Origin of the sequence: Siminovitchia jepli, assembly GCF_047228825.1 — a bacterium.
Classification (GTDB): domain Bacteria; phylum Bacillota; class Bacilli; order Bacillales; family Bacillaceae_C; genus Siminovitchia.
Genome location: NZ_JBFEGN010000060.1, coordinates 1 through 25,011 on the forward strand (window position 1 = coordinate 1; position 25,011 = coordinate 25,011).

Sequence of the window (25,011 nt, forward strand, 5' to 3'; positions counted from 1 at the left end):
ACGCCTTTAAGGCGTTGCCAGTAACATGCCCTTACAGGGCTGAGTCAAACCACCCGTTGAACGGGTGGTCTGTGATTTATGCAAAATGAACGTTTGAATGTAACGTTAAAATCTGACAATAACCCGGTCGATCACTTCCCAAGGCCTTTAATTGCATTTATCCATAAAAGCAGTAACGTGTTTGCTTGGTTTTCGCTATTCGATTAGACAGAGTGATGAAAGCGTTGAAGATTTTACGTGACAAACGAATTCCTTGTCCAGGAATAAATCGGCCAATACCCGTTTTCGATGAAATAACGCCAGCGCGGGCAATGGCGTGCCATTCCATTGCCCGTTTTCGGTGAAATAGCGTCTGCGCGGTCAAAGGCGAGCCGTTCCATTTCCCGTTTTCGGTGAAATAGTGCCTGCACGGGCAATGGGGCTCCGTTCCACTGCCCGTTTTCCAAGTGCCTGATTGGGCAATGGCGTACCGGGTCAATTAATAATGAAAACCGCTCGTCTAAAATGATTGCGTGTTAAGCTTTTAAATTCATGATATATAGTAAGAAAATTTTCTGTGTCCAGCTCCGACGCACAGGACGTGCTAGTGCAGGCGAAGTGACAGGACGTCACAGCCTGAGCCTGCCGACGCACAGGACGTGCTAGTGCAGGCGAAGTGACAGGACGTCACAGCCTGAGCCTGCCGACGGACAGGACGTCCTAGTGCAGACGCGACAGGACAAGGAAAGCTTCGACAGCATCGTCATCGCACGAAGAAGAAAAAGCGTAAGCTTTTTCGAGGATGTCGCTGCTTGAGCCTGCGTCCCTCGCCGTGTTTCCTTTATCTCGTCGGAGGCACTTTTGTCTAGTTGCAGACGGCAGGGGCTCGAGGTCGCTTCGGTCAATCCAACGAAGTCAAAGAACGACTTCGCTGTATTGCCCTCCAGCGCTTGTCGCCCCTAAGCGGCCGTCTTCCACATTTCAGCTCAGTCTGTAGCCGATGGGCAAAGCGCTTGCGCTTTCTTGTGTGTTGAAGGCACGTAAACCCGTTATAATGAGAAGAAGGAGGGATGGGACATGTTTGTTGCAGGCCGAAAAGAAATGCAATTGATTGATCAATATGCAATAGAGGAAATGGGGCTTCCTGGAGCGGTGTTGATGGAAAATGCCGGCGCAAGGGTTGCCGAAGAAATTACTCGCTGTTTTGCAGACAAAAAGACAAACATCATCATTCTGGCAGGAAGCGGAAATAACGGCGGTGATGGATTTGTAGCTGCCCGCAGGCTTTTTGACATGGGCTATGACCCATGTTTATGGGTGCTTGCTGACCCATCCCGTATCAAAGGGGATGCCAGAATACATTACGATGTGCTAATAAAAAGGGGAATCCCCATTTTTTACTGGGACGAACATTCCATTTGCGGGCTCCAAAACATGTTGGAACGTGCAGATGTCATAGTGGACGCCCTTCTCGGAACCGGAGCGCAAGGACCTGCAAGGGAGCCTTTTGACAAAGTCATTTCTCTCATAAATGAACACTTCGGTAAAAAATGGATCCTGGCGATCGATATTCCTTCAGGTGTCAACAGTGACAATGGACGGGTGGAAGGGGTGGCCGTGAAGGCCACAAAGACGATTACATTCGTTTGTCCCAAGAAAGGATTTTTTTTGAATGAAGGTCCGGCATATATAGGTGAATGGCAGACAGCGGATATATCCATTCCACCGATGATTGCCGAAACATTGGAATTGAAAATGCCTGAATTAATCACTCGTTCCCTGGCAGCCGTTTCTTTGCCGGGCAGACCGAAAACCGGGCATAAAGGCACCTTTGGCCATGTTGTTGTGATAGGAGGTTCACATTCCTATATAGGCGCGCCGATCTTTACGGCGAAGGCGGCCCTTCACAGTGGTGCAGGGCTGGTTACGGCAGCTGTTCCCGAGCGTATTTACCCATTGGCGGCGGCCCAGCTTCCGGAAGCGCTCTTTTATCCCCTGACAGATCATAACGGGCATTTCTCCGAGAAAGCGATTGAAGAGCTGGCATTAAAACTGGACCAATATGATGCAGCCGCCATCGGCCCCGGAATGGGCAGATTTCAAGGCGGTGAACAATGGCTGGCAGCTCTCATCGCAAAGTTTAGCGGACAGCCCCTTATCATCGATGCAGATGCCTTGACATTGCTGCGTGACAATCTGCATCTGATAGGTTCCTATCCAGGCGACATGATTTTTACACCCCACCCCGGGGAAATGGCGCGTTTATTAAACACTACGATAAAAGAGGTTGAAATCAACCGTTTGGAAGTAGCCAAATCTTTCGCTAAGGAACACCGTTTGCATTTGCTGTTAAAAGGCCACAGAACCATTATTGCAACACCTGCGGGCGACCTTTACATCAATCCTTGCGGACATGATGCACTTGGAAAGGGGGGCAGCGGCGATGTGCTGACCGGTCTCATCGCTTCATTCCTGGCCCAGGGAGCGAAGCCGCTTGAGGCCATGATCTCAGCAAGCTATCTCCACGCGAAGGCTGCGGAGAAAAAAGCCGAAACGTTGTCCCGTTACGGAGTAACGCCGCTCGATCTCATTGTCGGCATAAAAGAAATGCTGAACGAGATGGCACAGTCGTAATGATGCAAATGTTCTTGTAAACATTTTCCTTGTCCAATTAGTTCAAAATGAAGTGAAATAGATCGTATCATATTTTATAATCAAGATGCGCCGAAATTTCGGCATGGAATTGACAGAAATTCAGCACTTTTTATTTTTTTAAAAAGGGGGAATCGATCATGCTGCTCAACTTGACAGAGACAAAGGACAAAGAGATTCTCCACGCCATTTTAAGCACAATCGATGAAGGGATTCACGCTGTTGATGCAAACGGCGTCTCCATTTTCTATAACCACATAGCCGCCAAATTGGACGGGGTGGAAGGGGAAGAAGTCCTCGGCAAACATTTGCTCGATGTGTTTCCATCACTGACAGTGGAAACGAGCACTTTGTTAAAAGTGATACAAACCGGACAGCCAATCTATAATCAGCGCCAATCCTATTGCAATATGCGCGGGGTTTTAATCGATACAGTGAACACCACGCTGCCGATCAAGGTAAATGGAGACATTTTTGGGGCAGTGGAAATCGCAAAAGACATCACAAAAGTAAAACAGCTTTCCGAAAAACTGATTGACTTGCAGGCAAAGGTTGAAACGGGCCATGGTCAAAAAAAAGCCAAACAACATGAAACCGGAGCCAAATATCGAATGACAGATATTATTACGAAAAATGACCAGTTTAAACTGATAAAAGAAAAAGCGTTTAAAGCAGCGGCAACTTCCTCCCCCATATTAATTTACGGGGAAACCGGAACAGGGAAAGAACTGCTCGTTCAGGCGATCCATAACGCATCCCCGAGAAGGTCGGCGCCGTTTATTGCCCAAAACTGTGCAGCGATCCCGTCGTCATTGCTGGAAAGTATTTTATTTGGGACGGCGAAAGGCAGTTATACGGGGGCCGTTGACCGCCCCGGTTTGTTTGAAATTGCCGATGGCGGAACGTTGTTTCTGGATGAACTGAACTCGATGCCGCTGGACATTCAAGCAAAGCTTTTGCGTGTGCTGGAAAATGGTCTTATACGCCGGGTTGGCGGAATGAAGGAACGGGCTGTCAATGTCCGGATCATTGCTGCAATGAACGAACCCGCCCGGAAATGTGTAGAAGAGAAAACACTAAGGGCCGATTTATACTACCGATTAAACGTCATACAATTGCAAATCCCGCCTTTAAGAGAAAGAAAAGAAGATATACCATTACTGGTTGACCATTTTATCCAAAAATATAATTCTCTGTTTGGAAAGCGCGTAACAAGCGTTTCAGATAAGGTTTTAAAATGGTTTACAGCATACCCCTGGCCGGGAAATGTGCGTGAATTGGAACATGCGATTGAATCATCGATGAACATGATGGACGGTGATATCATTACATGGGAACATATACCGCAGCATATCGGGGAAAGTGTTAACGTAACGAAAAAACCCGGCCATATTCAGCCGCTCCGGGACGTGCTGCTGGAAACGGAGGCCCGATTAATTAACGAAGCGTTGGAGGAGGCGGGAGGCAATATTCAGAAAGCGGCCCGGCTGCTTTGCATTCCCCGCCAAACTTTGCAATATAAGCTGGCAAAACTCAATCAGTAAAAGAAACTGCCTAATTTTCGGCGGTTTCTTTTTGTTTTTTCCTCCATTTCCGAAAGAGAAAATGTCGGCATTTTATGTGAAAAGCCTGTTATACCAACATTTATCCGATCCTTCCGATAGTTGGCATGTTAATTGCATAATGTAGTTGAATGAAAGGAAGCATTTGTTTATGCAAACGAATTCACATGTATTTCTATTCACATGAATTACAGTTTGGGAGGAGAACTCGGAATGAGCCAATCATTGGGAACTTTGGAGAAACCGATTAAAAAAGAATTAGATCATTCGAAAGCGCCCCTTTACGATGCGCTCTGTCAATATGAAGAAAGCAAACGAACATCGATGCATGTTCCGGGCCATAAGGACGGGCGCGTTTTTGATGAGGAAGGCTACGGCCATTTTTCCAAGGTATTGAAAATTGATGCAACAGAGTCTGTCGGCATTGATGATTTGCACCATCCGACGGATTTTATTGCCGATGCACAAGCCTTGGCCGCTGATGCTTTCGGGGCGGACCATACATTCTTTCTTGTCGGCGGCAGCACCATTGGCAATATCGGGGCAGCACTCGCTTTATGCAGCCCGGGAGATAAAATACTCGTACAGCGCAATATGCATAAATCTGTTTTTCACGGTCTGTTATTAGCGGGTGCCCATCCCGTTTATATTGCACCGGCCATTGAGCCGACAACAAAGGCCGCCATGGTATCAGATATTTATTATATAGAAGAAGCATTAAAGAAAAACCCCGATGTAAAAGCGGTTTGGGTAACAAATCCGAACTATTACGGCATGAGCCAAAACATTTCGGGATTGGCTGAAATGTGCCATAAAGCAGATGTTCCTCTTCTTGTAGACGAAGCACATGGTGCACACTTTGGCCATGCAGACGGGGTGCCGCCGTCAGCGCTGTCACAAGGCGCCGACCTCGTTGTCCAATCGACCCACAAAATGCTGACGGCGATGACAATGGCGTCGATGCTGCACGTAAAAGGAAATCGTGTTTCGCGGGAACGATTGGCTCAAGTGTTGGGCATGATCCAATCAACAAGTCCTTCCTACCCGTTGCTCGCTTCATTGGATCTTGCACGGAGACATGTGGTGGAAAAAGGAAGGAAGCAACTAGAAGAAACCGTCAATCGCCTGGAGCAAAGACGAATTCGCCTGTCATCCGAGCTTCAATCATTGGATATATGGGAAGGAAGCCAGGAAGTTCAATACAGGGATCCTTTAAAGTGGATTATTTCCTGCAAAAATGAAACTGTCACCGGATATCGGTTGCTCGATATGTTTTATGAAGAAGGGGCCACAGCAGAAATCAGCGATCCTCGCAATATTGTCTTTTTGTTTTCCATTAATGAAAAAGAGGAGAATATAGCCAGAGTCGTTAAAGCGATCCAATCCATTGATGCCAAGTTGAAAAAAACTGTCGCCAAGGAACGGGAACAAAAAGAAATTGTCATGTTTGCCAAAGAGGGCTCTTTGTATACACCTCAAATTTCCCTGCATGATGCTTTTCATATGCCGCGGCATAAAGTAAAGCTGGAAGATGCAGTCGGTTCCCTTTGCGGAGAAACGGTATTGCCGTATCCGCCGGGAATTCCGCTGTTAACACCCGGGGAAGAAATTACGGCGGGCCACATAGCAACCATTCAACAATTGCATGAAATGGGTGCCTATTTCCAAAGCCCGTCTGATTCTGCAATGAAAACGTTATATGTCATTGAATCATGAAATGTCAACCAGTACGGATTGTTCGTTGAACCAACCGTCATCAATTCTTCAGGCAGGCTTAAGCGGGATGTAACAAATCGAATTGAAAAAGTTTAGATTTCCAAGTCAACCCATGAGATGGAACAGTAGATGCGATCAGAATCAAACAGGCAGGGGAAACAATACGTTTTCTCTGCCTGTTTTTGGCATTGAATTCGGTTATGATGAAAAGCGGGATTCCATTCATTTTCTATGTGCGTTTATTTGAATAGGATAGGCATTTACTGTAAATACTTGTACCAATATTACACGGAACGAGTTGAGCGATCGCCATGTCTTTATTTAAAAAAAATAAGGGGAAGCCGTTAAAAATGACCGTCAAAAACGAAATGAAATCGGTAAATCCTTCCATTAAGAAAAATGTTCAATATATTTTCTCGGCTTTATTCCATACGGATGATTTAAAAATGCGGAAAGTGACATGGAAAAAAATGCCCGGAGTTATCATTTACTTGGAAACAATGGCAGATACAGAGCAATTACAACGAAGTTTTTTGCTCCCATTGTCTGAAGCCGAAGATGGACAACATATTGAGGATCTTATTACAAGCCCGGAATTTAGTAAGACGGATGATCTTAATAAGGTTGTATCCGCCTTGCTCAAAGGGGATTGTGCGCTTTTTTTACAAGGCCGCACAGAGTGTTTCCTATTTAGCAGCGTTCAGATAAACACCCGGACACCTGAGGAACCCGATAATGAAAAAGTTGTCCGGGGGGCACACATGGGGTTTGTGGAAAATATCGATATTAATTTAAACCTGATTAGAAGGCGTATAAAAGATCGCCAGCTAAAGATCAAATATTTTAAACTGGGAATGGAATCGAATACAAACATAGCGATGATCTATATGAGCGAGCTTGCAAATCCATCAATCGTTGAGGAAGTTCAAAAGCGGATTGAATCGATTTCAACCGACATGATTTTCAGTCCGGGTTATATTGAGGAGTGCATTGAAGATCATCCGTTTTCTCCGTTCCAGCAAATTTTATTTACTGAAAGACCTGATCGGGCGGAGGCTCATTTGATGGAGGGGCGGGTGATCATTATGAGCGAAGGGGCATCGGATGCATCGATTGTGCCTGTCACATTTTTTTCCTTCTTTCAGACGCCTGACGATTACATTATCAGATTTTATGGAGGATCCTTTTTTCGTTTGCTGCGATTATTTAGCTTTTGGGGAGCGCTCACTCTTCCAGCCATATACATTGCTGTGGTTGCATTTCATTTTGATATTATTCCATATGATGTGGTGACGATTGTAAAAAGCTCTATTGAAGATATTCCGTTTCCGCCGTTTTTTGAAGCGCTCGTCATGGCGATCACCATTGAATTAATACGTGAAGCAGGAGTCAGGCTTCCATCGCCAATCGGCCAGACAATCGGTATTGTCGGGGGTCTTATTATCGGGGATGCAGTCATCAATGCAGGCCTGGTGTCAAACTTGATGGTGATTGTCATTGCCTTGACTGCGATCATGTCATTTTGTTTACCTTCTTATGAAATGGGAAATACAGTCCGCATTCTTTCTTTTCCAATCATGATTGCCGCAGCCACTCTCGGATTTGTCGGCATTGTATTCGCTTTAATGATCATCATCATTCATATGTGCAAATTGGAATCCTTCGGGACGCCGTATATCGCGCCTTTTGCTCCCTTGCAATTAAAAGATTTAAAGGATGCCATAGTCCGTTTTCCAATCTGGACACTGAACGAGCGTCCCAATAATGTAAGAGCGGAAAAGCTGGTCAAACAAAGGGCATCAAGGGAATGGGAAAAGCATGGCCGCTAAAAAAGAAATAACCCAATTTCAGTTGATCTTTTTATTGATTCACAGCCAGGTAGGAGTAGGTGTCATTACTTTGCCTTTTGACGTTTTTATGGAGGCAAAGGGAGACAGTTGGATATCTGTTTTGTTAACGGGAGTCATCATTCAAATTACGATCCTTTTATTCGGAGCATTAATGATGCGTTTTCCATCAAGTCATTTGTATGGGATTGTCCAATCTATCTTTGGAAAATGGATCGGGAAAATGATCGTCATCTTATATAGCATGTATTTTATCGGCATTGGAGGTCTGGTACTCGCGAAATTTTCCTATATCCTCAAAGCCTGGATGATGCCGCTGACACCCAAATGGCTATTGCTCGTGCTGATGGTGGTTACAGCGGTTTATCTTGTAAAAGATAATCTGCAGCTCATGGCCCGTTTCTTTGTACTTTCCTCCGTTGTTTTAATCGGATTTATAGGTTTGTCTGCCTATGCCTTAAAAGATGCAAATATTACATATATTTTGCCTGTCGGAAGCAATGGAGTCCATCCAGTCATTCAAGGTATACAGCCCGCCCTGTATACATTTCAGGGATTCGAGCTATTGTTGGTCATCCATCCTTTTGTTCAATCAAATAAAAGGGGTGTACTAAAAGCAGCGACGATTGCCAATATCTTTATTACACTTTTTTATTCATTCTTGGTCTTAACGTGTTTGCTCTTTTTTAGTCCGGGAGAATTGAAGCTTGTACCTGAACCTGTTTTATATTTAATTAAATCATTCTCTTTTCGAATCATTGAAAGGCCGGATTTGCTGTTTACGTCGATGTGGATTGTCCTGGTGGCTACTACATTCATGACGATGTTATACGCCTCCTCATTGGGGCTGTCCATTGTCATGAATTCAAATAAAATAAAAAATTACGTCATCGTGGTTGCAGGCATATGCTTTTTGTCGGCGATGACTTTTCGTGGAACGTATGACATAGAGTCAATATCCAGGATCCAGGAGCTGTTTATTTTTCCTTTCGCATTTGGCTTGCCGGTTTTAGTTCTTCTCATTTCCATCATTTTCAACAAGAAGGAGCGGGGGAGCAGCGGATGAATAATCGATCAGCTTTTATTTGGGCAGCCATACTGGCCATCATTCTTGCCGGATGCTGGGATCAGCGCTTATTAAAGGAACACAGCCTTGTATTAGCCATTGGATACGATCGGACAAACGACGAAAAGATACTCAAAACGGTTACCTTTCCGAAAAGCAATCGTGGTGGCGGCCAGCAAAGTTTACCTTTAAATGACAGTAAAGTATTATCTCAAACCGGGGATACAGTCAAATATGCCGAAAATCATATGGACCAGATTATTCCCGAAAAATTTGACAACTCCAAAGCAAAGGTCATTTTTTTGGGTAAACAATTGGCTTCCCATGGCATTTTTCCAACTTTGGATTCCATTTATCGGGATTTGCGAGGTCCGTTAAATGCCACGTTGGCCGTCTTTGACGGAAAAGCAAAGGATGCATTATCTGCCAAGACGGGGGAGTCCATGCTTGTCAGTGATGTTTATTCAGAGCTTCTTGATAGTGCGGAAGATGCGGGAATTACGAAAAATGAAAATGTGCAAAGCGCTTGTCCAATTATTCTATCAGAAGGGAAAGATCTTGTGCTGCCTTATGTTAGTTTAAAGCAGGATAAACTACCTAACGTAAAAGGTTTGGCATTATTCAATGGTGATCGATTTACAGGCACATTGAACATAAAGGAAACGAGCATGTTCCTGATTCTGTCGGATCAAAAGCCAAAAGGCACAACATTAAACCTAAAAATAAGCAGCGACAAAAAAAAGCATGAAAAGAACTTTGTAAATATTGCCGTACGGGGCAACAAACGAAACATAAAGGTGAATGTAAAAAACGGACAAATTCATGCAAAGGTAAATGTAAAGCTCGAAGTGGAGATTGATGAATATGCAATAGATCATTTAAATGAAGAAAAAGAAGTGAAAGACCTTTCAAGAAGAATAGAGAACAAGTTAAATAAAATCGCGAAAAAGACCTTGGCGAAAATGCAAGAGGCCAATAATGATTCACTGGGGCTCGGAGAAAAAGTGCAAGCGTACCATCATTCCACATGGAAAAAAAACGATTGGAAAAAAGTTTACCCTGAAATTCCGATTGAAGCCGCATTCCATGTAAAAATCATCCGTCACGGGATTATTAATTGATTGTCCAACAACAAAAAACTTGACCGCCCAACAAAGTACAACCATAAGACCATTCCCGACGCTGTTACGGCGTCGGGACCCATAATGACAGCATGACTCACTCTTGATGTCCGTTTTTCCGGTTTTCGCTGCTGGGCACATCCTTTAAACAATCAGGAGATGAAGGGGTGCTCACGGTAAAAAAGGTTATTTGCCTTGCAAAAAAACAGCGATCAATATAATTTTTTAAAAATTTTACGCTATTTAGTAGGAAAAAAGAAAATAAGCTCGAAGTATAAATAAAAGGATAAACACAAAACAAATCGAGGAGGAAACATGATGGACACGGCCGGTATTCAAAATGTCGTTGAAAACAGTTTGCTCATTGAGCCGCGGGAGGAAAAAATCCGTCGAACGGCAGATGGAAGCAAAGAAACGTTTGCAATGATCCTGGAAAAATCCAAACAAGATCCGGAAAAGTTTTGGGAGGAAGCTGCGGAACAGTTATTTTGGTATGAACGATGGGAAGAAACCATTTCCGGGGATCTCCCCGACTTTTCCTTTTTTAAAGGCGGAATTAGCAATGCCAGCGTGAATTTACTGGACCGCCATATAGAAAACGGGTTGGGGAATAAAACAGCGATCATTTGGGAAGGTGAAAATGGGGATGCGCAATTTTACACGTATAATATGCTCCTTGCCGAAGTAAACAGATTTGCAAACGCTCTCAAATCGTTCGGCGTGCAAAAAGGGGATGCTGTTGCCATCTATCTCCCCAACCTGGCGGAAGCATTTATTGCCGTATTGGCTTGCTTCAGGCTGGGAGCGGTATACAACTCCATTTTCTCCGGATTTTCCGAAAGGGCGTTAAAAGACCGGTTAATCAACTACGAACCGAAGGTAGTCGTTACAGCCGATGCGAGCTTTCGCCGCGGAAAAATCATCCCGTTAAAAGAAAAAGTAGACCGCGTGATTGATTCCATCCCTTCTGTAACGACCATTCTCGTCGTCAACAGATTAAATACGAATCCGAATATGAAGGAAGGACGCGATGTCTGGTGGCATGAAATCCGTAAAACGGTCGGCATTGAATGTGAACCCGAACGTGTGGAAGCAAATGAACCAGGGATCGTATTTTACACGAGCGGAACGACCGGAAAACCGAAAGGGGTCGTTCATTCGGGCATTGCTTTTGTTGTCCAAAACTATATTTACGCAAAATACCATATGGACTTTCAGCGGGATGACGTGTTCTGGTGTTCGGCTGATATCGGCTGGCTGACCATGCATATATGGGGCATTGCAGGAGCGCTTGCAAACGGGGTGACGACTGTCATTTATGAGGGCGCGCCGGATTATCCCGAAAAAGACCGCATTTATCAAATGATTGACAAATACCGGGTAACGAAATTGTTTACGGCTCCAACTGCCCTTCGCATGCTCAAAAGCTTGGGAGAAAAAGCGATTAAGCCGTACCATCTTGATTGTTTGGATGTCATTGCTTTGGTGGGTGAACCGTTCGATCCCGAAACATGGCATTGGACATATGAAGTGCTTGGGAAAAAGAAAATATATGTCAACAATACGTGGGGACAGACAGAAACAGCGGGAACCCCTTTGGCCGGTGCCGCATGGTTAACCCCAATGAAACCGGGGTCGGCAGGCGTGGAGTTTCTTGGCGCCCATATGGATGTCGTTGATCATGAAGGCAAACCGGTACCGCCGATGACCCTTGGAAACCTGATTATCCGCAAACCGTTTCCAATGCTTTGCCGCACCCTTTGGAAAGAACCGGAAAGATATTATCAAGCCTATTTTAGCCAGGTAGAAGGGGCTTATTTTGCCAGTGATATTGCGTTAAAAGACAACGATGGGCATTTCTGGGTCGTGGGGCGTTCAGATGATGCCTTTAATGTGGCCGGCCACCGGCTCAGTACGATGGAGATGGAGAGCGCCGTATTGGAAACGCCCGGCGTGGCGGAAGTGGCCGTCATTGGCGTTCCGGATCCCATCAAAGGTGAGGTTCCTTTTATATTTGTAAGACTTTCCGAACAAGCGGACAATGAGGAAGAGATCAAAAAGCAAATTTCGGATGCGATCATCCAGAATATCGGAAAAATCGCCCAGCCAAAACAAGTGATCATTACAGAATCATTGCCAAAAACGGTCAGCGGAAAAATTATGCGCCGTCTGTTGAAAGAAATCGTGTTAAAAGGTGATATCGCCGGAGACATTACCGGGCTTGAGGATCCGGATTCAGTGGAACATATTAAAACCGTTTTAGCGAAGGATCAAGCCGTACAATAATTCGTCGACAAGAAAACTTGGCTGCGGCCGCCAAGTTTTCTTGTTTTTGCGGCAAGGAGGATACGCAATGATTGAGTTGAAAGATATACAGGAAGCGAGAGAAAGAATAGGTCATTTCGTAAAGCGGACACCTGTCATAAGCTCCGGTACGCTTTCCGGAAAAACCGGAAATGATTTGTTTTTAAAAGGTGAGCATTTACAGAAAACCGGTTCGTTTAAAATTAGAGGAGCGGCCAATTTAGTTATAAAAGCGGCCAATGACCATATAAAACATGTATTGGCTGCTTCTTCCGGCAATCACGGCCAAGCGGTTGCGTATATCGCCAATGTGCTGGGGATTCGCTCAACGATCGTTGTTCCAAAAGATATTGCCCGCTGCAAGGAAGCAGCCATCAGGGCGTACAATGGACAGCTTGAATATTGCGGCACAACATCAGATGAAAGAATTGACCGCGCCAAAGCCATATGTGAAGAAAGTGGCGCAACATTCATTCCTCCTTACGACCACCCGCACATCATGGCAGGACAGGGAACAGCAGGCCTGGAAATATTGGAACAGCTCGACAACATTGACGAGGTGTATGTTCCAATCGGCGGAGGCGGGCTTATTTCCGGAGTCGCACCGGCTGTTAAGGAATCAAATCCAAAGGTACGTATCATTGGTGCAGAGCCGGCGATCGCCGCCGATACCTATCAATCCTTTAAAGAAGGAAAGAGAATCAACATCGGTGCCACCACAACAATCGCAGACGGATTGCGCACTTCCATTCCGGGAGAATTGACTTTCCCGATTGTCCGGCGTTATGTCGATGATATTGTTTTGATTGAGGAAGAAGAGATCAAAGAAGCATTTACGAGTGTTTTTACTTTCATGAAACAGGTGATTGAACCGTCCGCAGCAGTGGCGGTGGCAGGGGCGATGAAGAGAAACGCGGAAGGGAAAAGAATTGTTGCTCTTGTATCGGGAGGAAATGTGGATCCGTCTATTATTTCTTCACTGTTCACCCAATGATCATCATCAAGTCAGATAAAAATAAATGTATTAAAGAGGTTGTTCAAAAAGTCGCCAAAGATATGCGGAAAATCTCTTCGTTGACTCGTTTTTGCGCTGCTCAAAACTTCGCCGCCTCAACTTTCTTGCGACGCACAGGATGTGCTTGTCGACGTTGCCACAGGACGTGGTGCCTTTAGTCGCCCTTCTGATTTATTTTTTGAACACGCACTTAAAGAGAAATGAAGGAGCAGTATTTATGGATCAGACAACGATTTTTATTAGCTCTGTTGCTCAAGATTCCCTTACTTCCATCAGAAAATCAGCTTTTGAAGCTATCCATAGCATAGGGCATAAACCTGTACGATTTGAAGATTCGATGAGATATATCCACGAGGATTCTGTTCAAACTTGTTTAGAATACGTTTCCAAAAGTGACATTTTCCTTCTTTTTATTGCAGATAAAGCTGGTACCATGTTAGAGGATGAAGGAAAAACTGTCACGCATTTGGAATTTTTGCGGGCATATCACGAAAAGAAGCGTTTAATTGTTTATGTATTCGATGAAGTGCTAAATACCTATTTCCAACAAATTCGTCCTCAAATTCTGAAAGCTATTGAAAGCTATGTACAAGAACATGATAAAGCGCCTGATTCCATGTTACATTTAATAGATCAGAATATTGACGTTCAATCTTTTCATGTTGAGCCTTATGTTTGGTATTTTTTATATGATCTTGAACAAAAAGGAATTTATTTTGAAAAATGTTCCATTGGTACAGAAATAGCATCCAATATAAAAGCTTATTTCTCTTCTTTGTTTAAGGAAAGCATACAATTTGTTAAACATTCGTCCGGAGATTGAAGAAAGCATTGAGCATGTCCAAGTATACGGCGACTATTATGAGAACTCTCTGGAACTGATTGGTTTGCTTCATAATGGTGAGATAAGTGATTGGAGGCGATTCCTGGCGATATTGCGATCACAAATGACGGGCTTCGATATTTTTGCACAACAAACGAAATATCATCAAGAATCAATTGGGGCCATTATGGATTCGAATGCTGTAACAGTTTATGAAAAAATGGGCGACCAAATGATCTGTAAAGAATATGATGGAATTGCCACACCTGAAGACTTTCCTTTGGATGATTTTACATCATTTGTTGTGCAAACACACCATGATCATCTGAATAATGAAAAACTTTATTATTCGATTGAAAAAAGGACGTGTTATTTTCTGTTTAAAGCGGGACCCTATATTTTTTGCTTCCATCTTCCATTATTGGGGGGATGGGATCAATTTAAACTCCAAACTTATCAGGAAGACATCCTTCATGCTATACTGGAATCAAAGGGTTATTCCTATTGTTATTTTGTCAAAAAATTACTGGGGGGTTTATCAATTGAAGGATAAGGAAAACGTTATTTTAATCGCCTCAGCACCAAAAGAATATGGAAAAAAAGTGGTTACAAATCGTTTAAATAAGATGAAACGGGATCGGGCCAACTTAAAAAATAAATTATCCAATATTAAAACATCTTCACGCCATGTAAACTAAAACGGATCAATCATCAATGAATTTGGCCAACTGGATCCTATTGCCAATGGCTAACATGGAGACGAAGATGATTGAGAGGTGAACACATGTTCATAAAGCAGCCACTTGACGAGTTTTTGGGCTTTCAATATAAAAAGCGGGATGATCAACATTTGGAAATTACCGTACCTATTCAGGACCTGTTTATAAACAGTGCCGGAGTCGTGCATGGAGGCGTTATTTCTTCTTTGGCCGATGTGGCCATGACGAACCTCGTTCCGGCAAATGAGGCCGGCGTCCAGCGGGCATTGACGGTTGATTTGAATGTTTCTTTTTTGAAACCTGCTGCAGGTTCACAATTGACTGCTAAAGCCCGGATTGAAAAAGCGGGCAAGACATTGGTTCACACAGAGTGCCTCATTTACAACGATCAAGAAGAACTGGTGGCGAAATCAAAAGCGATCTTGTTTCGAACAAAATAATTCTGCCGAAAACAGCCGATTTTCCTTGTGGGAAGTTCGGTTTTTTGTTGAAAGTTGGGCATACTGTCTTTTTTAAACACATTCTCCTAAAATAGACCCTTTTTTTAAGGATTTTTTTACTAAAGCATATGCCTTTTGTCATATTTCCCATATTCAAGTCGAAAAATTTAAGTTGGCGATGTATAATATTAGCGGAGTAATTTAAAAAGAAGGGGGAGTTTGTTTAATGGAATGGATATTGGCTGGTCTGTTTGCTTTATCGGCTTTGCTGCTTATCATATCTTTTGTTTCTTCCCGCAAAGAATCAAAAGAACGGCAGGAGGAAATAGATATTCTTCACATAACCAATATGAACGAAATCAATGAATTGCGTGATATGATTTCAAATATTGAGCATGACATCGAAATTATCGTCAACAAGGCGGGAATTGAGCTTCCGGTGCAGGAAAGGCATTTTTTGCGTGAAGTGCTTGATCTTTATAAACGCAAATATTCTATTGATAGTATTGCCCGGAAAACACGCATGCCGGAAAATGAAATTAGACAAATCATCGATACCTACATAGCACCAAAGAGTGAAAGGAGAAAAGTTGCAAATGAAAATTAACAGCTTGGCCGGCTTTGCAGCCGGAATTTTTCTGGCCACGGTCATTTGCAGCGCTGCCTATTTCACAGTCGGAACGGAAGCTTCAAAACCTCCTGTTGAAACAACGGAAAAAAAGAAGGAAGAAAGCAAGATCATCAAGCCTAGCAATGAAGAAATGAAAGCTGAACTGGAGTCAGCGGGCTTTATTGTACAAACAGCGGAAGAATATGATAAAAGTGTGGAGGAAGCGAAAAAAGCAGCACAGGAAGAAATAAAAGACCAAGATAAAGACAAAAAAGAGGTAAATACAGTCATCATCAATGTAACACAAGGAATGACCAGCATCGATGTGGGCAAAATGCTTGAAAAAGCGAAACTTGTTGATGATGGATTCAAGTTTTCCAAAAATGTTGAGAAAAAAGGGGTGGAAAATCATTTGCGCCCTGGCATGTATAAAGTGGACAGTGAAATGAGCTATGATGAAATCATATCCTCTATTTTTAAAAAGTGATATTCTCCCTAAATAAAATTTAAAACCGATTCTTCCTAAGAGCAAGGAAAATCGGTTTTTTTCTATTCGTTTTAATGACATTTGGCAATGAATGTTCCTTTAGAAAAATACGTTATAAATATAAGAATAATAACACGCCACTTCCATAACCGATAGATAATTTTATATTTCTTGAGGATGGTTGATGTTGGTAAATTAAATACTTTTGATGCTTTAAAAATCGGTTTTTATCAAATAAAGTGTATAAGGGGTAACAGGTTCCTGACCATCCCCCGGTTTTGAATATGGTCACATCCCATTTTGTTTCCATTTCTTTAATAGTAAACTGATTGTAAATAAGCAACAACTACAAACAACAGAGTAAAGGAGAGGTCTGATAATGGCGATAGCAGTTATTTACGGAGGAACCCGCAAGGAGAGCAATACAGAAATATTGGCGGAAAATATTTTACAAGGAATAACTGCGGAAAGAGTCTATTTAAGGAATTATCACATTCACCCGATTGAAGATCTGCGGCACGCAGAGGGAGGATTTCATCCTGTCAATGATGATTATGATCCGATCATTGACCGAATCATGCCAAATGACATTCTTTTATTTGTTACACCAATATATTGGTATAGCATGTCAGGGATAATGAAAAATTTTATCGATCGTTGGTCACAAACATTAAGAGATGCCAGGTATCCCGGTTTCAAAGAAGCGATGAAGAACAAAAAAGCTTTTGTCATTGCGGCAGGGGGAGATCAGCCGCGCTTGAAAGGTTTGCCGATGATTCAACAATTTCAATATATTTTTGATTTTATTGGCATTTCCTTTGAAGGGTATATCATAGGAAATGGAAACAAACCCGGTGATATTCATGAGGACAAAGAAGCGCTATTTGCAGCCGCCGAGTTGAATAAGAAACTGCATTTGGAGGCGCAACCACCATCAAAGTGATACAATGGGGTAAAAGTCAAAGAAGGATGCATGGCATATGAAATTAAGCATACTTGATCAGGCACCCATTTCTTCCAATCAAACACCTAAAGAAGCGCTTGAAGCATCTTTGAAATTGGCACAAGCAGGGGAGTCCCTTGGATACTCACGCTATTGGATTGCCGAACACCATGATTTGCCCGGGCTTGCATGCTCTGCCCCGGAGGTGCTGCTCGGTTATATCGGCGCAAACACAAAGAAAATCCGGATCGGCCCGGGGGCTGTGTTATTGCCGCATTACAAACCGTATAAAGTGGCCGAAATTTACAATACATTGGCAACATTGTTCCCGGGGCGGGTAGATATCGGAATCGGAAGGGCGCCGGGCGGTTCTGCAGCAGCCGCGAATGCGCTATCTGAACATTTTTTGCAAAACGTTTGGAATATGCCCGATCTTGTGAAGGATCTGCTTGCGTTTTTGGAAGGAGGGGTTCAGACTGACAACCAGTATGAGACATTGTCGGCATCTCCCATTCCGGAAATCGCGCCGGCTCCCTGGCTTTTGGGCACAAGCCAAAAAAGTGCGTTATTGGCAGCGGAATTCGGTCTTCCTTATACATTTGGACATTTTATGACTGACCAGGACGGACAAGCCATTATCCTGCAATATATGAAACGTTTCCGGCCGAGGAAACAAAACAGCAAGCCCCGTGTGATGATAACCGTTTCGGCGGTATGTGCCGAAACGGCTGAAAAAGCGGAAGATATTGCATCAAGCTGGCTCGTCTGGTCCTTGCAAAGAGAAAAGGGAAGCATGCACCATGTTCCGTCCATTCCGGACGCTAAAAAATATAAGCCGGATTCAAAGGAAAAAGCGGCCTTGGAAAAAATGAAAAAGAAGATGATGATCGGGAACCCCGATGAGATCAAGCACAAACTGGAAACGCTGCAGGCAATGTATAAAGCGGAAGAAATCATGATCTTGACGATCACTCATTCACCGGGGGACAGGATCCATTCCTACAGATTAATCGCCGAAAAAATGTTAAAATGAGGAAAAATAAGTGAAGAGTAAACGCAGAAAAGAAGATTTGGGGACATGTGCATTTCATTGCAAACAATGCAATATTGAATTTGAAGCGGATTGGATGGACATTTTTTCATTGCAGGAAGCGACCCATTGAAGAAAAAAGCTGCAAATCACAGCTTTTTTCATTTCCCCAGGAAGTTTTCCGTATAAAACGGTTTGGATTCATTATCAAAGGCAACACCAATGCCCAATGCGTTAAAATGGGGATTCAATATGTTTTCCCGGTGTCCGAGCGAGTTCATCAGCCCTTCATGGGCAAAGATGCTGCTCACCTGGCCGGCAGCAATATTTTCGCCTGCAGCCTTGTAAGTGATATCATCCTGTTCCAGGCGGTCAAAAGGGGAAAGGCCGTCTATATTTTCGTGGCTGAAATATTGGTTTTTGGCCATATCTGCACTGTGGCCGCGTGCCGTCATTTTGACACGGTCATCCCATGAAAGGGGAGGGAGCCCGTTTTTCACCCTTGCGGCATTTGTCAGATCAAAAAGCTGGTATTCAAACCCTTCCCGAAGCGCCTTGTTCCCGTCGGCAAAAAAACCTTTTTTATGCTCCTCCAGATCTTTGCGGATGATTTGCATGGCAGTTACCCTGTCATCGTTATGCTGATCGAAAAAGACCGTTACATAGCAATTGTCGAGCTCGTACAGATGGTATTCGCCGTCATTTTGAACCTGATACAGTACAAAGCCTTTTTGAATTCCCTTCATCGGTTCACCGAGCTTTTTCACCACAGATACCTTCGGTGTGTTGATCATGATCCCGAGTCTGGACGAAATCAGATCCTGATTTGTATATAAGCCGTTCACCTTTCCCTGCCCATCGTACGATGCCATAAAGAAATTTTGATAGTTTTGATGATACGCATGCCATTTGACCCCATATTCATTATAGGATGCCCTTTGTGCCGGTCCGGCCTGTTTTTCAACTTCTTCCTTTGAATCTCCAATTTCTATATTGTGAATGGAAAAAGATTGCTCCTGCGGGGTTTTCAAATCGGGGGTTTTGACAAGTTTCGGCTGCTCCCCGTTCGTTTCATCCGGCTCCTGCAGTTTTTCCGCAAGCGCCTGGAACCCCTCCGCCAAAACACTCCTTATTTTTTCAACTTCCGGCTTCTTTAAAAAAGATTCAATATAGGAGTGAATGCTGCTTAGGGCGGATTGGCCATCCGAAACCGTTTGATCCTTATTTTGGATATATAAAAAGAATCCAGCGGCTAAACAACAAATAAGAAGTATTCTAAAAAACTTCAAAAAGGATTCCCTCTTTCGGTTTCGTGAATAAAAATTCATATTGCTTTCATTTTATTATGTTTTTAGGGAAAATGGAAATGACTCCAATTGGTAATTAAAGTTAGAATGACGACCAAATATTATTATTTTGTTTACAATATGAGCAGCATTCTATTGAGCATAAACACTTTATCCCGCAAAAAAGGGAGTGATTTTTGTTGACTGGGAATTTAAGTGAAAAAGAGCTTGAACAAATGCTTTTTGCTTTGGACAAGCTGAAGGAAACAACTGCCAAAATCCGGCAAAGGAAAGAATTAAAGATTTGGGGCGACATGGCTGTTCCCATTACTTTGTATGATGGCCTTTCAAAGCTGACAAAAGACGAATTGAGTGACATCAGAAACCGTACAGGGATAAAAGGGGCAAGCCGTTTGAACAAGGGGGAATTAATTGAATTATTTCAAGAAAAGATTCCCAAAATGCTTGGTCAAATTTGTTTATGGATGGATCTGGAACGCTGCAAACTCCTCCAAAAAATAATCCAGAATGGCGGATATATATTAGCTGGTCCTTTGGAATTAGAAGAAATTCAAGTTGAATATTTGCGTTCAACAGGCTTCATTTTCACGGGCACCCATCAAGGGGAAAGGATACTCGCCATACCGCAGGATCTGATCGAACCGCTGTCATTAATCGTGAACGACAAAAAATTTCTGTCCATCATGAAAAGAAACACGGAATGGATCAGGCTTACGTACGGATTGCTTTACTATTACGGTACCCTTACGATCAATCAATTAACAAAGTTTATTGAAAAATATTCAGCATATGATTTCATTCTATCGGAGTATTTGTCTTTAATGGATAATGCCCAATCCTATTATCAGGAAACCCGGTTTGAACAAGCCGGCTTGTCCAACATCCGGGTATTTGATCCGGATCAAGTAAAAAAGGAACATAAACTTCGGAAAGATCTTGATTTTTTCCCGTTTTCGAAAGAGCAGCTGCTAAAAGCCGGCGAGCCGGGTTTTGTCGATCAGACGAAAGGCTTCAGGCAGTTTGTTCATTTTCTGACACAAAATTATGAAATCACAAAAGAAGAGGCAGAGCTCATTGCAGAAGAGTGTGTGTATGCAACGAGAATCGACCATGGTCCCAAGGATATTTTTTCATTTTTGCAAACCAGATTGGAATTTACAGACCTTGATGGTATCCAGGCTTGCATGGAAAAGGTTATTCATCTTATGAATGATACGAGACAATGGATACTTAAAGGCTATACATCTGATGAATTATTTGAACAAGAAAAGAAATTGTTAAAACCGATCCCAACCTCACCAACCAAGCCGGAAGAAAAAAAGAAAATTGGCAGAAACGATCCATGCCCGTGCGGGAGTGGCAAAAAATATAAAAAGTGCTGCGGAAAGCATTAACTACGGTTTAAAAGGGAATAAGAAATCGCCTTCTAAGGCGATAAAGAACTTCTGTTGTTGCCGATGAATTCCATCATAGGAAAAATCGGCTTTATTCATGTCCAATATTCATTTTCCTTTAGCCCAAGTTTCGACAAAAATGCTTAGAAATCCCGTCTTCCCGGGATATTTGTTTTTATTTTGGTCACTACAACCTTTTTCCGGCTATTCTGCTCTCTCTTTTTAACGGATCTTTCACTCCAGTTTTTTGTAAATGTCTCTGTGTTTTGTTTCCGGGATGCCTGAAACCCCTGATGTGATGAACCTGCCCATCTTTATCCGTCAATATCATACAGTTGCCATATTTCTCTGGCGGACAAGGCTTTATTACTTATTTCGATCAACGGACCGTTTTTGGCGTGTTTCTTTTTTCTCAAGCTAAGGCAAAGGAGGAGGGGGCTTTTTAACCCTCATACCACACTATTTTCCGATTATCCAATTATATTATTATTGATTTATACAGTTCAACGATATATACTGTAACTGTATAGTTAGACTGTATATAAGTTGGGAAATTGGGAGTGATTAATGATATGGAGTTAAATAAATATTTACCATTGACTGAAACAACCTATTATATTTTATTATCCGCACTTGAGCCCGCTCATGGCTATCTTATGATGCAAAAAGTCGAGAAGCTAAGTAATCACAATGTGAAGATTGCTGCAGGTACGATGTATGGAGCAATTGAAAACTTACTAAAACAGCAATTCATTACTGCAGTAAAAAGTACGGATAAACGGAGAAAAACATATGTCATCACAGAGAAGGGCCGAGAGGTATTGCGACTGGACTGCGAACGAATGAAGCACATTGTCCAGATAACTGAAAAAATGCTGCCTTTGGCAATGTCAGGTAACGGAGGGGTAGAAAATGTATAAGTTTAAATTCTTTATCGACTTTGAAAAAGAAGAAAAATGGCTGGAGCAAATGGCGAATGACGGTTACCATTTACAAAATATTTTATTCGGATATCAATTTCAAAAGGGAGTTCCTGAAACAGCAACTATAAAAATGGACTTCAGAAAATTCAATAAAAAGGAGGATTTCATCGATTATTGTACGATGTTTGAGGACAGTGGCTGGAAACATCTCGCCGGCACCAAAAGCTCAGGGTTTCAATACTTTAAAAAAATAGACGATACCGCCGGGGATGAGATTTTTTCCGATAATCATTCAAAAGCTGCCAGATATAAAAGAGTTGCAAATATGTTTTTTGAATCGGCGATAAGTTTTATACCGCTGTTAGTAGTATTTTATTTGACAGATATCATGAATTTCAAGGCGTTAATTAATCCAAAGGAGCTCTATTTTACACCTGGTTTATGGGATAAGACGGGAGCATCTTTCTGGTTTTCCTTTCTATTTGAAACACCATTTGCACTGATGCGGGGACTGGCTTGGTCGTTTGTTCCGCTGGCAATTATCTCGTATTTGTTCTTTGGTTATAAATCGAATCAACTGTATTTGCAAAACAATAAATAGAGACCGTCTATTAGGGGGCGAGGTGCATGAATGAATAAATGGTTATGTACATTAATATGTCTTATTGGACTTAACCTGATTGGATGTTCGAATGAGGTGATGTTAGAAGAAAAGCCGCCAAAAGCTTTTATAGAGATTGATAATGAAAGATTTGAAACAACACTGGGCACTTATTGTTGGAATAGTAGAGGAAAAGGTACCTGTGTTGATACTGCTGGGCCAATTGAGCTCTTAAAAGACAAAAAGCCTATAAAAGTTAAACCCGGTGAAACTATAACTTTTGTGATGGACTATGAACCGAAACCGAATGAATTTCATGTTGTACAAATGAGTAACAACAAGGAAACTGAAGTCATGGTTAAAGATAACCGTTTTACCGCACCTGCACAAAGCGGAGTTTATTATTATTCTTATGGCGTATGGTGGATGGATGAAAAAGAAGCGAATTTATCTCATGGTGACGCCTTTTATGCCTTTGTTTTAGAAGTAAATTAGTTATTCCATTTCAGGGCATAAATTGCAGAGTGATGAAACACAAAAGAATTTTAAAAAAACGGAAATTGTTTTCTGTCAATAAAATAGCCAAGACGGCCATATTATTAAGCAAAAATTTTTCCTGGCAGGATAATGAAAAAAATAAGATTTACAATGAGCAGTAAGGGGTGTTGTTTGGCTGCAAAGGAACTTATCATGCAAAGCAGCGCCCAAATTATTTGTGCATGGTTCCGAACTGATACGTCATTTATTCACCTAAACAGATTTCGTCATGAGGAGTACAGGCTTATGAAACGAAAACGTTATAGCAATCTCGATGGAGTATTGGCAAATAAGTCATTGAAGGATTTACGAAAATGGCAGCGCGAACGCAGGGCGAAAGTACCTGATCTCAGCTATGTCGTGCCGCAAAGTGACGTGAAGGAGATTTCATTCCTGCAAACGAACCGTACGAAAAACACGATTACATGGATCGGACATTCGACTTTTTTGATTCAATGCGGAGGACTTAACATCGTGACCGATCCCGTATGGGCTTTGCGGATGGGCTTCGCCAAACGCCAGTCTGATCCTGGCCTCAGCATCCATGAACTGCCGCCGATCGATATTGTCCTCATCTCTCATGCACATTACGATCATTTACATATTCGCTCATTGAAAGCATTACCCGGCAGCCCTGCATTGCTCGTTCCGGAAGGGCTATCCCGGATGCTCCGCCGCAAAGGATTCTCCAATGTAGAGGAGATGCCATGGTGGCAAAGTACCATCATTCAAGAAGTTGCCTTCACGATGATGCCGGCCCAGCATTGGACACGGCGCACACTATGGGATATGAACACTTCGCATTGGGGAGGCTGGCTGATCCAAAAGTCCGGAGAACTTGGCCATAGCATCTTCTTCGCCGGGGACAGCGGTTATTTCCGCGGATATAAAATGATTGGCGAAAGCTACAAAATCGATACGGCGATCCTGCCGATCGGCGCCTATGAACCCGAATGGTTTATGCAGGAATCACATATGACTCCCGAAGAAGCGATCTTGGCATTCCTCGACCTAAACGCCAAGAAGTTCATCCCCATGCATTACGGTGCATTCCGTCTCGCCGATGATACAGCCGAACAAGCGCTATCCCGCCTTCATCAAGAATGGGATCGTCTGCAACTGGATAAAGATCAACTGAAAATCTTGAACTTAGGCGAAACTCTGCACATATAGCAGCAGAAAAAAAGCAAAGTTCGAAATTGGCAATCTCGCTTATAGAGGGAGGATATAATATTTATGGAAATAAAGTTACTAAAATTACAAACAGATAAATTGGAAGCGATGAAGGAGTTTTATACGAAACAATTAGGTTTTTCTCTTTGTGATGAAAGCCCAAATCGGTTTCAAATTCAAACAGGGACAAGCATTTTGGAATTTCATAATGAAAATGTAACAGGAGAACCATATTATCATTTTGCTTTTAATATTCCATCCAATCAATTTCAAGAAGCAAAGGCATGGTTGAAAGGAAAAACAACGCTTCTATTAGAAGATGGAGAAGACGAGGCAGATTTTTCGTTTTGGCCTGCACATGCCTGCTATTTTGAAGACCCGGCAGGAAATATTGTCGAACTCATAGCCCGCTATAATGAAAACCCGGTTAGAGAAACCCCGTTTTCAATAAATAACATTTTGAATATCAGTGAAATCGGTTTAGTTGTCAAAGACGCCCCTGGTGTCGGCGAGCAATTGAAAGAAATAAACATTTTTGAAAGTGATAATGAACCGATTACCAACTCTTCTTTAAGTTTTATGCAAGAAAAAAAGAACGGTGTTTTTATTCTTTTAACTAGTACGGGCAGAAGATGGCTGTTTTCAGAGAAGAAGTCCGAAATCTTTCCTATGGAAATAACTCTTACCTGAATCCGTGATATAGGTTGTTAAAACCCTGTAAATAAGATGTTATCCTGGTGTTTTTTCCAATTTCCTCCACTT

24 protein-coding genes are annotated in these 25,011 nt (G+C 42.5%); 22 read left to right on the forward strand and 2 right to left on the reverse strand.

Annotated elements, in window-relative coordinates; all coding sequences use genetic code 11:
• Nucleotides 1-233: 233 nt before the first annotated feature.
• Complete coding sequence (locus AB1L08_RS16225; protein WP_413065697.1) at nucleotides 234-410, reverse strand: hypothetical protein; 177 nt, start codon at nucleotides 408-410, stop codon at nucleotides 234-236.
• A 646-nt stretch (nucleotides 411-1,056) separates the two neighbouring features.
• Between AB1L08_RS16225 and AB1L08_RS16230 the strand changes: the two genes are divergently transcribed.
• The 16 genes from AB1L08_RS16230 to AB1L08_RS16305 all read left to right on the forward strand — a co-directional run bounded on the left by AB1L08_RS16230 (nucleotide 1,057) and on the right by AB1L08_RS16305 (nucleotide 18,317).
• Nucleotides 1,057-2,613, forward strand: coding sequence for an NAD(P)H-hydrate dehydratase (locus AB1L08_RS16230; RefSeq protein WP_413065698.1), 1,557 nt, complete (start codon nucleotides 1,057-1,059; stop codon nucleotides 2,611-2,613).
• A gap of 158 nt (nucleotides 2,614-2,771) precedes the next feature.
• A complete protein-coding gene (locus AB1L08_RS16235) occupies nucleotides 2,772-4,175 on the forward strand; it encodes a sigma-54 interaction domain-containing protein (protein ID WP_413065699.1) in 1,404 nt (467 codons plus the stop codon).
• 231 nt (nucleotides 4,176-4,406) lie between these two features.
• The gene (locus tag AB1L08_RS16240) at nucleotides 4,407-5,909 is read left to right on the forward strand and encodes an aminotransferase class I/II-fold pyridoxal phosphate-dependent enzyme (protein ID WP_413065700.1); all 1,503 of its coding nucleotides are present in this window, start codon (nucleotides 4,407-4,409) and stop codon (nucleotides 5,907-5,909) included.
• A 350-nt stretch (nucleotides 5,910-6,259) separates the two neighbouring features.
• Nucleotides 6,260-7,738 carry a spore germination protein gene (locus tag AB1L08_RS16245; protein ID WP_413065701.1) on the forward strand — a complete coding sequence of 493 codons (1,479 nt, stop codon included), beginning with the start codon at nucleotides 6,260-6,262 and terminating at the stop codon, nucleotides 7,736-7,738.
• Nucleotides 7,728-8,822, forward strand: a complete 1,095-nt coding sequence (locus AB1L08_RS16250) for a GerAB/ArcD/ProY family transporter (protein WP_413065702.1) — start codon at nucleotides 7,728-7,730, stop codon at nucleotides 8,820-8,822. The genes AB1L08_RS16245 and AB1L08_RS16250 overlap by 11 nt, the downstream gene beginning before the upstream one ends.
• Nucleotides 8,819-9,943 carry a Ger(x)C family spore germination protein gene (locus tag AB1L08_RS16255; protein ID WP_413065703.1) on the forward strand — a complete coding sequence of 375 codons (1,125 nt, stop codon included), beginning with the start codon at nucleotides 8,819-8,821 and terminating at the stop codon, nucleotides 9,941-9,943. The genes AB1L08_RS16250 and AB1L08_RS16255 overlap by 4 nt, the downstream gene beginning before the upstream one ends.
• Nucleotides 9,944-10,261: 318 nt before the next feature.
• Complete coding sequence (locus AB1L08_RS16260; RefSeq protein WP_413065704.1) at nucleotides 10,262-12,229, forward strand: acetate--CoA ligase; 1,968 nt, start codon at nucleotides 10,262-10,264, stop codon at nucleotides 12,227-12,229.
• 67 nt (nucleotides 12,230-12,296) lie between these two features.
• Complete coding sequence (locus AB1L08_RS16265) at nucleotides 12,297-13,241, forward strand: threonine ammonia-lyase (protein ID WP_413065705.1); 945 nt, start codon at nucleotides 12,297-12,299, stop codon at nucleotides 13,239-13,241.
• Between the two features lie 238 nt (nucleotides 13,242-13,479).
• Complete coding sequence (locus tag AB1L08_RS16270) at nucleotides 13,480-14,085, forward strand: DUF4062 domain-containing protein (RefSeq protein ID WP_413065706.1); 606 nt, start codon at nucleotides 13,480-13,482, stop codon at nucleotides 14,083-14,085.
• Nucleotides 14,060-14,638 carry a hypothetical protein gene (locus AB1L08_RS16275; RefSeq protein WP_413065707.1) on the forward strand — a complete coding sequence of 193 codons (579 nt, stop codon included), beginning with the start codon at nucleotides 14,060-14,062 and terminating at the stop codon, nucleotides 14,636-14,638. The genes AB1L08_RS16270 and AB1L08_RS16275 overlap by 26 nt, the downstream gene beginning before the upstream one ends.
• Entirely contained in the window at nucleotides 14,628-14,783 is a 156-nt protein-coding gene (locus AB1L08_RS16280; protein WP_413065708.1) for a hypothetical protein, read from the forward strand. The genes AB1L08_RS16275 and AB1L08_RS16280 overlap by 11 nt, the downstream gene beginning before the upstream one ends.
• Before the next feature lie 86 nt (nucleotides 14,784-14,869).
• Nucleotides 14,870-15,244 carry a PaaI family thioesterase gene (locus tag AB1L08_RS16285; protein WP_413065709.1) on the forward strand — a complete coding sequence of 125 codons (375 nt, stop codon included), beginning with the start codon at nucleotides 14,870-14,872 and terminating at the stop codon, nucleotides 15,242-15,244.
• Between the two features lie 226 nt (nucleotides 15,245-15,470).
• Nucleotides 15,471-15,851, forward strand: coding sequence for a hypothetical protein (locus AB1L08_RS16290; protein WP_413065710.1), 381 nt, complete (start codon nucleotides 15,471-15,473; stop codon nucleotides 15,849-15,851).
• A complete protein-coding gene (locus tag AB1L08_RS16295; RefSeq protein WP_413065711.1) occupies nucleotides 15,841-16,341 on the forward strand; it encodes an aminodeoxychorismate lyase in 501 nt (166 codons plus the stop codon). Before AB1L08_RS16290 ends, AB1L08_RS16295 begins: the two co-directional genes overlap by 11 nt.
• A 379-nt stretch (nucleotides 16,342-16,720) precedes the next feature.
• Nucleotides 16,721-17,284: a flavodoxin family protein gene (locus tag AB1L08_RS16300; RefSeq protein ID WP_413065712.1), complete on the forward strand. Its 564-nt coding sequence runs from the start codon at nucleotides 16,721-16,723 to the stop codon at nucleotides 17,282-17,284.
• 37 nt (nucleotides 17,285-17,321) lie between these two features.
• On the forward strand, nucleotides 17,322-18,317 hold the full coding sequence (locus AB1L08_RS16305; protein ID WP_413065713.1) for an LLM class flavin-dependent oxidoreductase: 996 nt from the start codon (nucleotides 17,322-17,324) through the stop codon (nucleotides 18,315-18,317).
• A gap of 158 nt (nucleotides 18,318-18,475) precedes the next feature.
• On the opposite strand, the gene AB1L08_RS16310 is transcribed toward AB1L08_RS16305, so the two are convergent.
• Nucleotides 18,476-19,603, reverse strand: coding sequence for a CAP domain-containing protein (locus AB1L08_RS16310; RefSeq protein WP_413065714.1), 1,128 nt, complete (start codon nucleotides 19,601-19,603; stop codon nucleotides 18,476-18,478).
• Between the two features lie 197 nt (nucleotides 19,604-19,800).
• Here AB1L08_RS16310 and AB1L08_RS16315 point away from each other — a divergent pair, with 197 nt between their 5' ends.
• The 6 genes from AB1L08_RS16315 (at nucleotide 19,801) to AB1L08_RS16340 (ending at nucleotide 24,939) form a co-directional block, all read left to right on the forward strand.
• The gene (locus AB1L08_RS16315; RefSeq protein ID WP_413065715.1) at nucleotides 19,801-21,015 is read left to right on the forward strand and encodes an SEC-C metal-binding domain-containing protein; all 1,215 of its coding nucleotides are present in this window, start codon (nucleotides 19,801-19,803) and stop codon (nucleotides 21,013-21,015) included.
• Nucleotides 21,016-21,587: 572 nt separating this feature from the next.
• Nucleotides 21,588-21,935 (forward strand): PadR family transcriptional regulator, encoded by a 348-nt coding sequence (locus tag AB1L08_RS16320; RefSeq protein ID WP_413065716.1) that lies wholly within the window; start codon nucleotides 21,588-21,590, stop codon nucleotides 21,933-21,935.
• On the forward strand, nucleotides 21,928-22,539 hold the full coding sequence (locus AB1L08_RS16325; RefSeq protein ID WP_413065717.1) for a DUF2812 domain-containing protein: 612 nt from the start codon (nucleotides 21,928-21,930) through the stop codon (nucleotides 22,537-22,539). Before AB1L08_RS16320 ends, AB1L08_RS16325 begins: the two co-directional genes overlap by 8 nt.
• A 30-nt stretch (nucleotides 22,540-22,569) precedes the next feature.
• Complete coding sequence (locus AB1L08_RS16330) at nucleotides 22,570-23,034, forward strand: hypothetical protein (protein ID WP_413065718.1); 465 nt, start codon at nucleotides 22,570-22,572, stop codon at nucleotides 23,032-23,034.
• Nucleotides 23,035-23,322: 288 nt separating this feature from the next.
• Nucleotides 23,323-24,249 (forward strand): MBL fold metallo-hydrolase, encoded by a 927-nt coding sequence (locus AB1L08_RS16335; RefSeq protein ID WP_413065719.1) that lies wholly within the window; start codon nucleotides 23,323-23,325, stop codon nucleotides 24,247-24,249.
• A 63-nt stretch (nucleotides 24,250-24,312) separates the two neighbouring features.
• A complete protein-coding gene (locus tag AB1L08_RS16340) occupies nucleotides 24,313-24,939 on the forward strand; it encodes a VOC family protein (RefSeq protein WP_413065720.1) in 627 nt (208 codons plus the stop codon).
• The last annotated feature ends 72 nt before the right edge of the window (nucleotides 24,940-25,011 follow it).

Coding starts and splice junctions, on each gene's coding strand:
- AB1L08_RS16255 (WP_413065703.1), top strand. CDS start 8,819: ATGAATAATCGATCAGCTTTTATTTGGGCAGCCATACTGGCCATCATT.
- AB1L08_RS16340 (WP_413065720.1), top strand. CDS start 24,313: ATGGAAATAAAGTTACTAAAATTACAAACAGATAAATTGGAAGCGATG.
- AB1L08_RS16335 (WP_413065719.1), top strand. CDS start 23,323: ATGAAACGAAAACGTTATAGCAATCTCGATGGAGTATTGGCAAATAAG.
- AB1L08_RS16240 (WP_413065700.1), top strand. CDS start 4,407: ATGAGCCAATCATTGGGAACTTTGGAGAAACCGATTAAAAAAGAATTA.
- AB1L08_RS16260 (WP_413065704.1), top strand. CDS start 10,262: ATGGACACGGCCGGTATTCAAAATGTCGTTGAAAACAGTTTGCTCATT.
- AB1L08_RS16300 (WP_413065712.1), top strand. CDS start 16,721: ATGGCGATAGCAGTTATTTACGGAGGAACCCGCAAGGAGAGCAATACA.
- AB1L08_RS16285 (WP_413065709.1), top strand. CDS start 14,870: ATGTTCATAAAGCAGCCACTTGACGAGTTTTTGGGCTTTCAATATAAA.
- AB1L08_RS16295 (WP_413065711.1), top strand. CDS start 15,841: ATGAAAATTAACAGCTTGGCCGGCTTTGCAGCCGGAATTTTTCTGGCC.
- AB1L08_RS16265 (WP_413065705.1), top strand. CDS start 12,297: ATGATTGAGTTGAAAGATATACAGGAAGCGAGAGAAAGAATAGGTCAT.
- AB1L08_RS16320 (WP_413065716.1), top strand. CDS start 21,588: ATGGAGTTAAATAAATATTTACCATTGACTGAAACAACCTATTATATT.
- AB1L08_RS16270 (WP_413065706.1), top strand. CDS start 13,480: ATGGATCAGACAACGATTTTTATTAGCTCTGTTGCTCAAGATTCCCTT.
- AB1L08_RS16290 (WP_413065710.1), top strand. CDS start 15,471: ATGGAATGGATATTGGCTGGTCTGTTTGCTTTATCGGCTTTGCTGCTT.
- AB1L08_RS16330 (WP_413065718.1), top strand. CDS start 22,570: ATGAATAAATGGTTATGTACATTAATATGTCTTATTGGACTTAACCTG.
- AB1L08_RS16305 (WP_413065713.1), top strand. CDS start 17,322: ATGAAATTAAGCATACTTGATCAGGCACCCATTTCTTCCAATCAAACA.
- AB1L08_RS16230 (WP_413065698.1), top strand. CDS start 1,057: ATGTTTGTTGCAGGCCGAAAAGAAATGCAATTGATTGATCAATATGCA.
- AB1L08_RS16325 (WP_413065717.1), top strand. CDS start 21,928: ATGTATAAGTTTAAATTCTTTATCGACTTTGAAAAAGAAGAAAAATGG.
- AB1L08_RS16245 (WP_413065701.1), top strand. CDS start 6,260: ATGACCGTCAAAAACGAAATGAAATCGGTAAATCCTTCCATTAAGAAA.
- AB1L08_RS16250 (WP_413065702.1), top strand. CDS start 7,728: ATGGCCGCTAAAAAAGAAATAACCCAATTTCAGTTGATCTTTTTATTG.
- AB1L08_RS16235 (WP_413065699.1), top strand. CDS start 2,772: ATGCTGCTCAACTTGACAGAGACAAAGGACAAAGAGATTCTCCACGCC.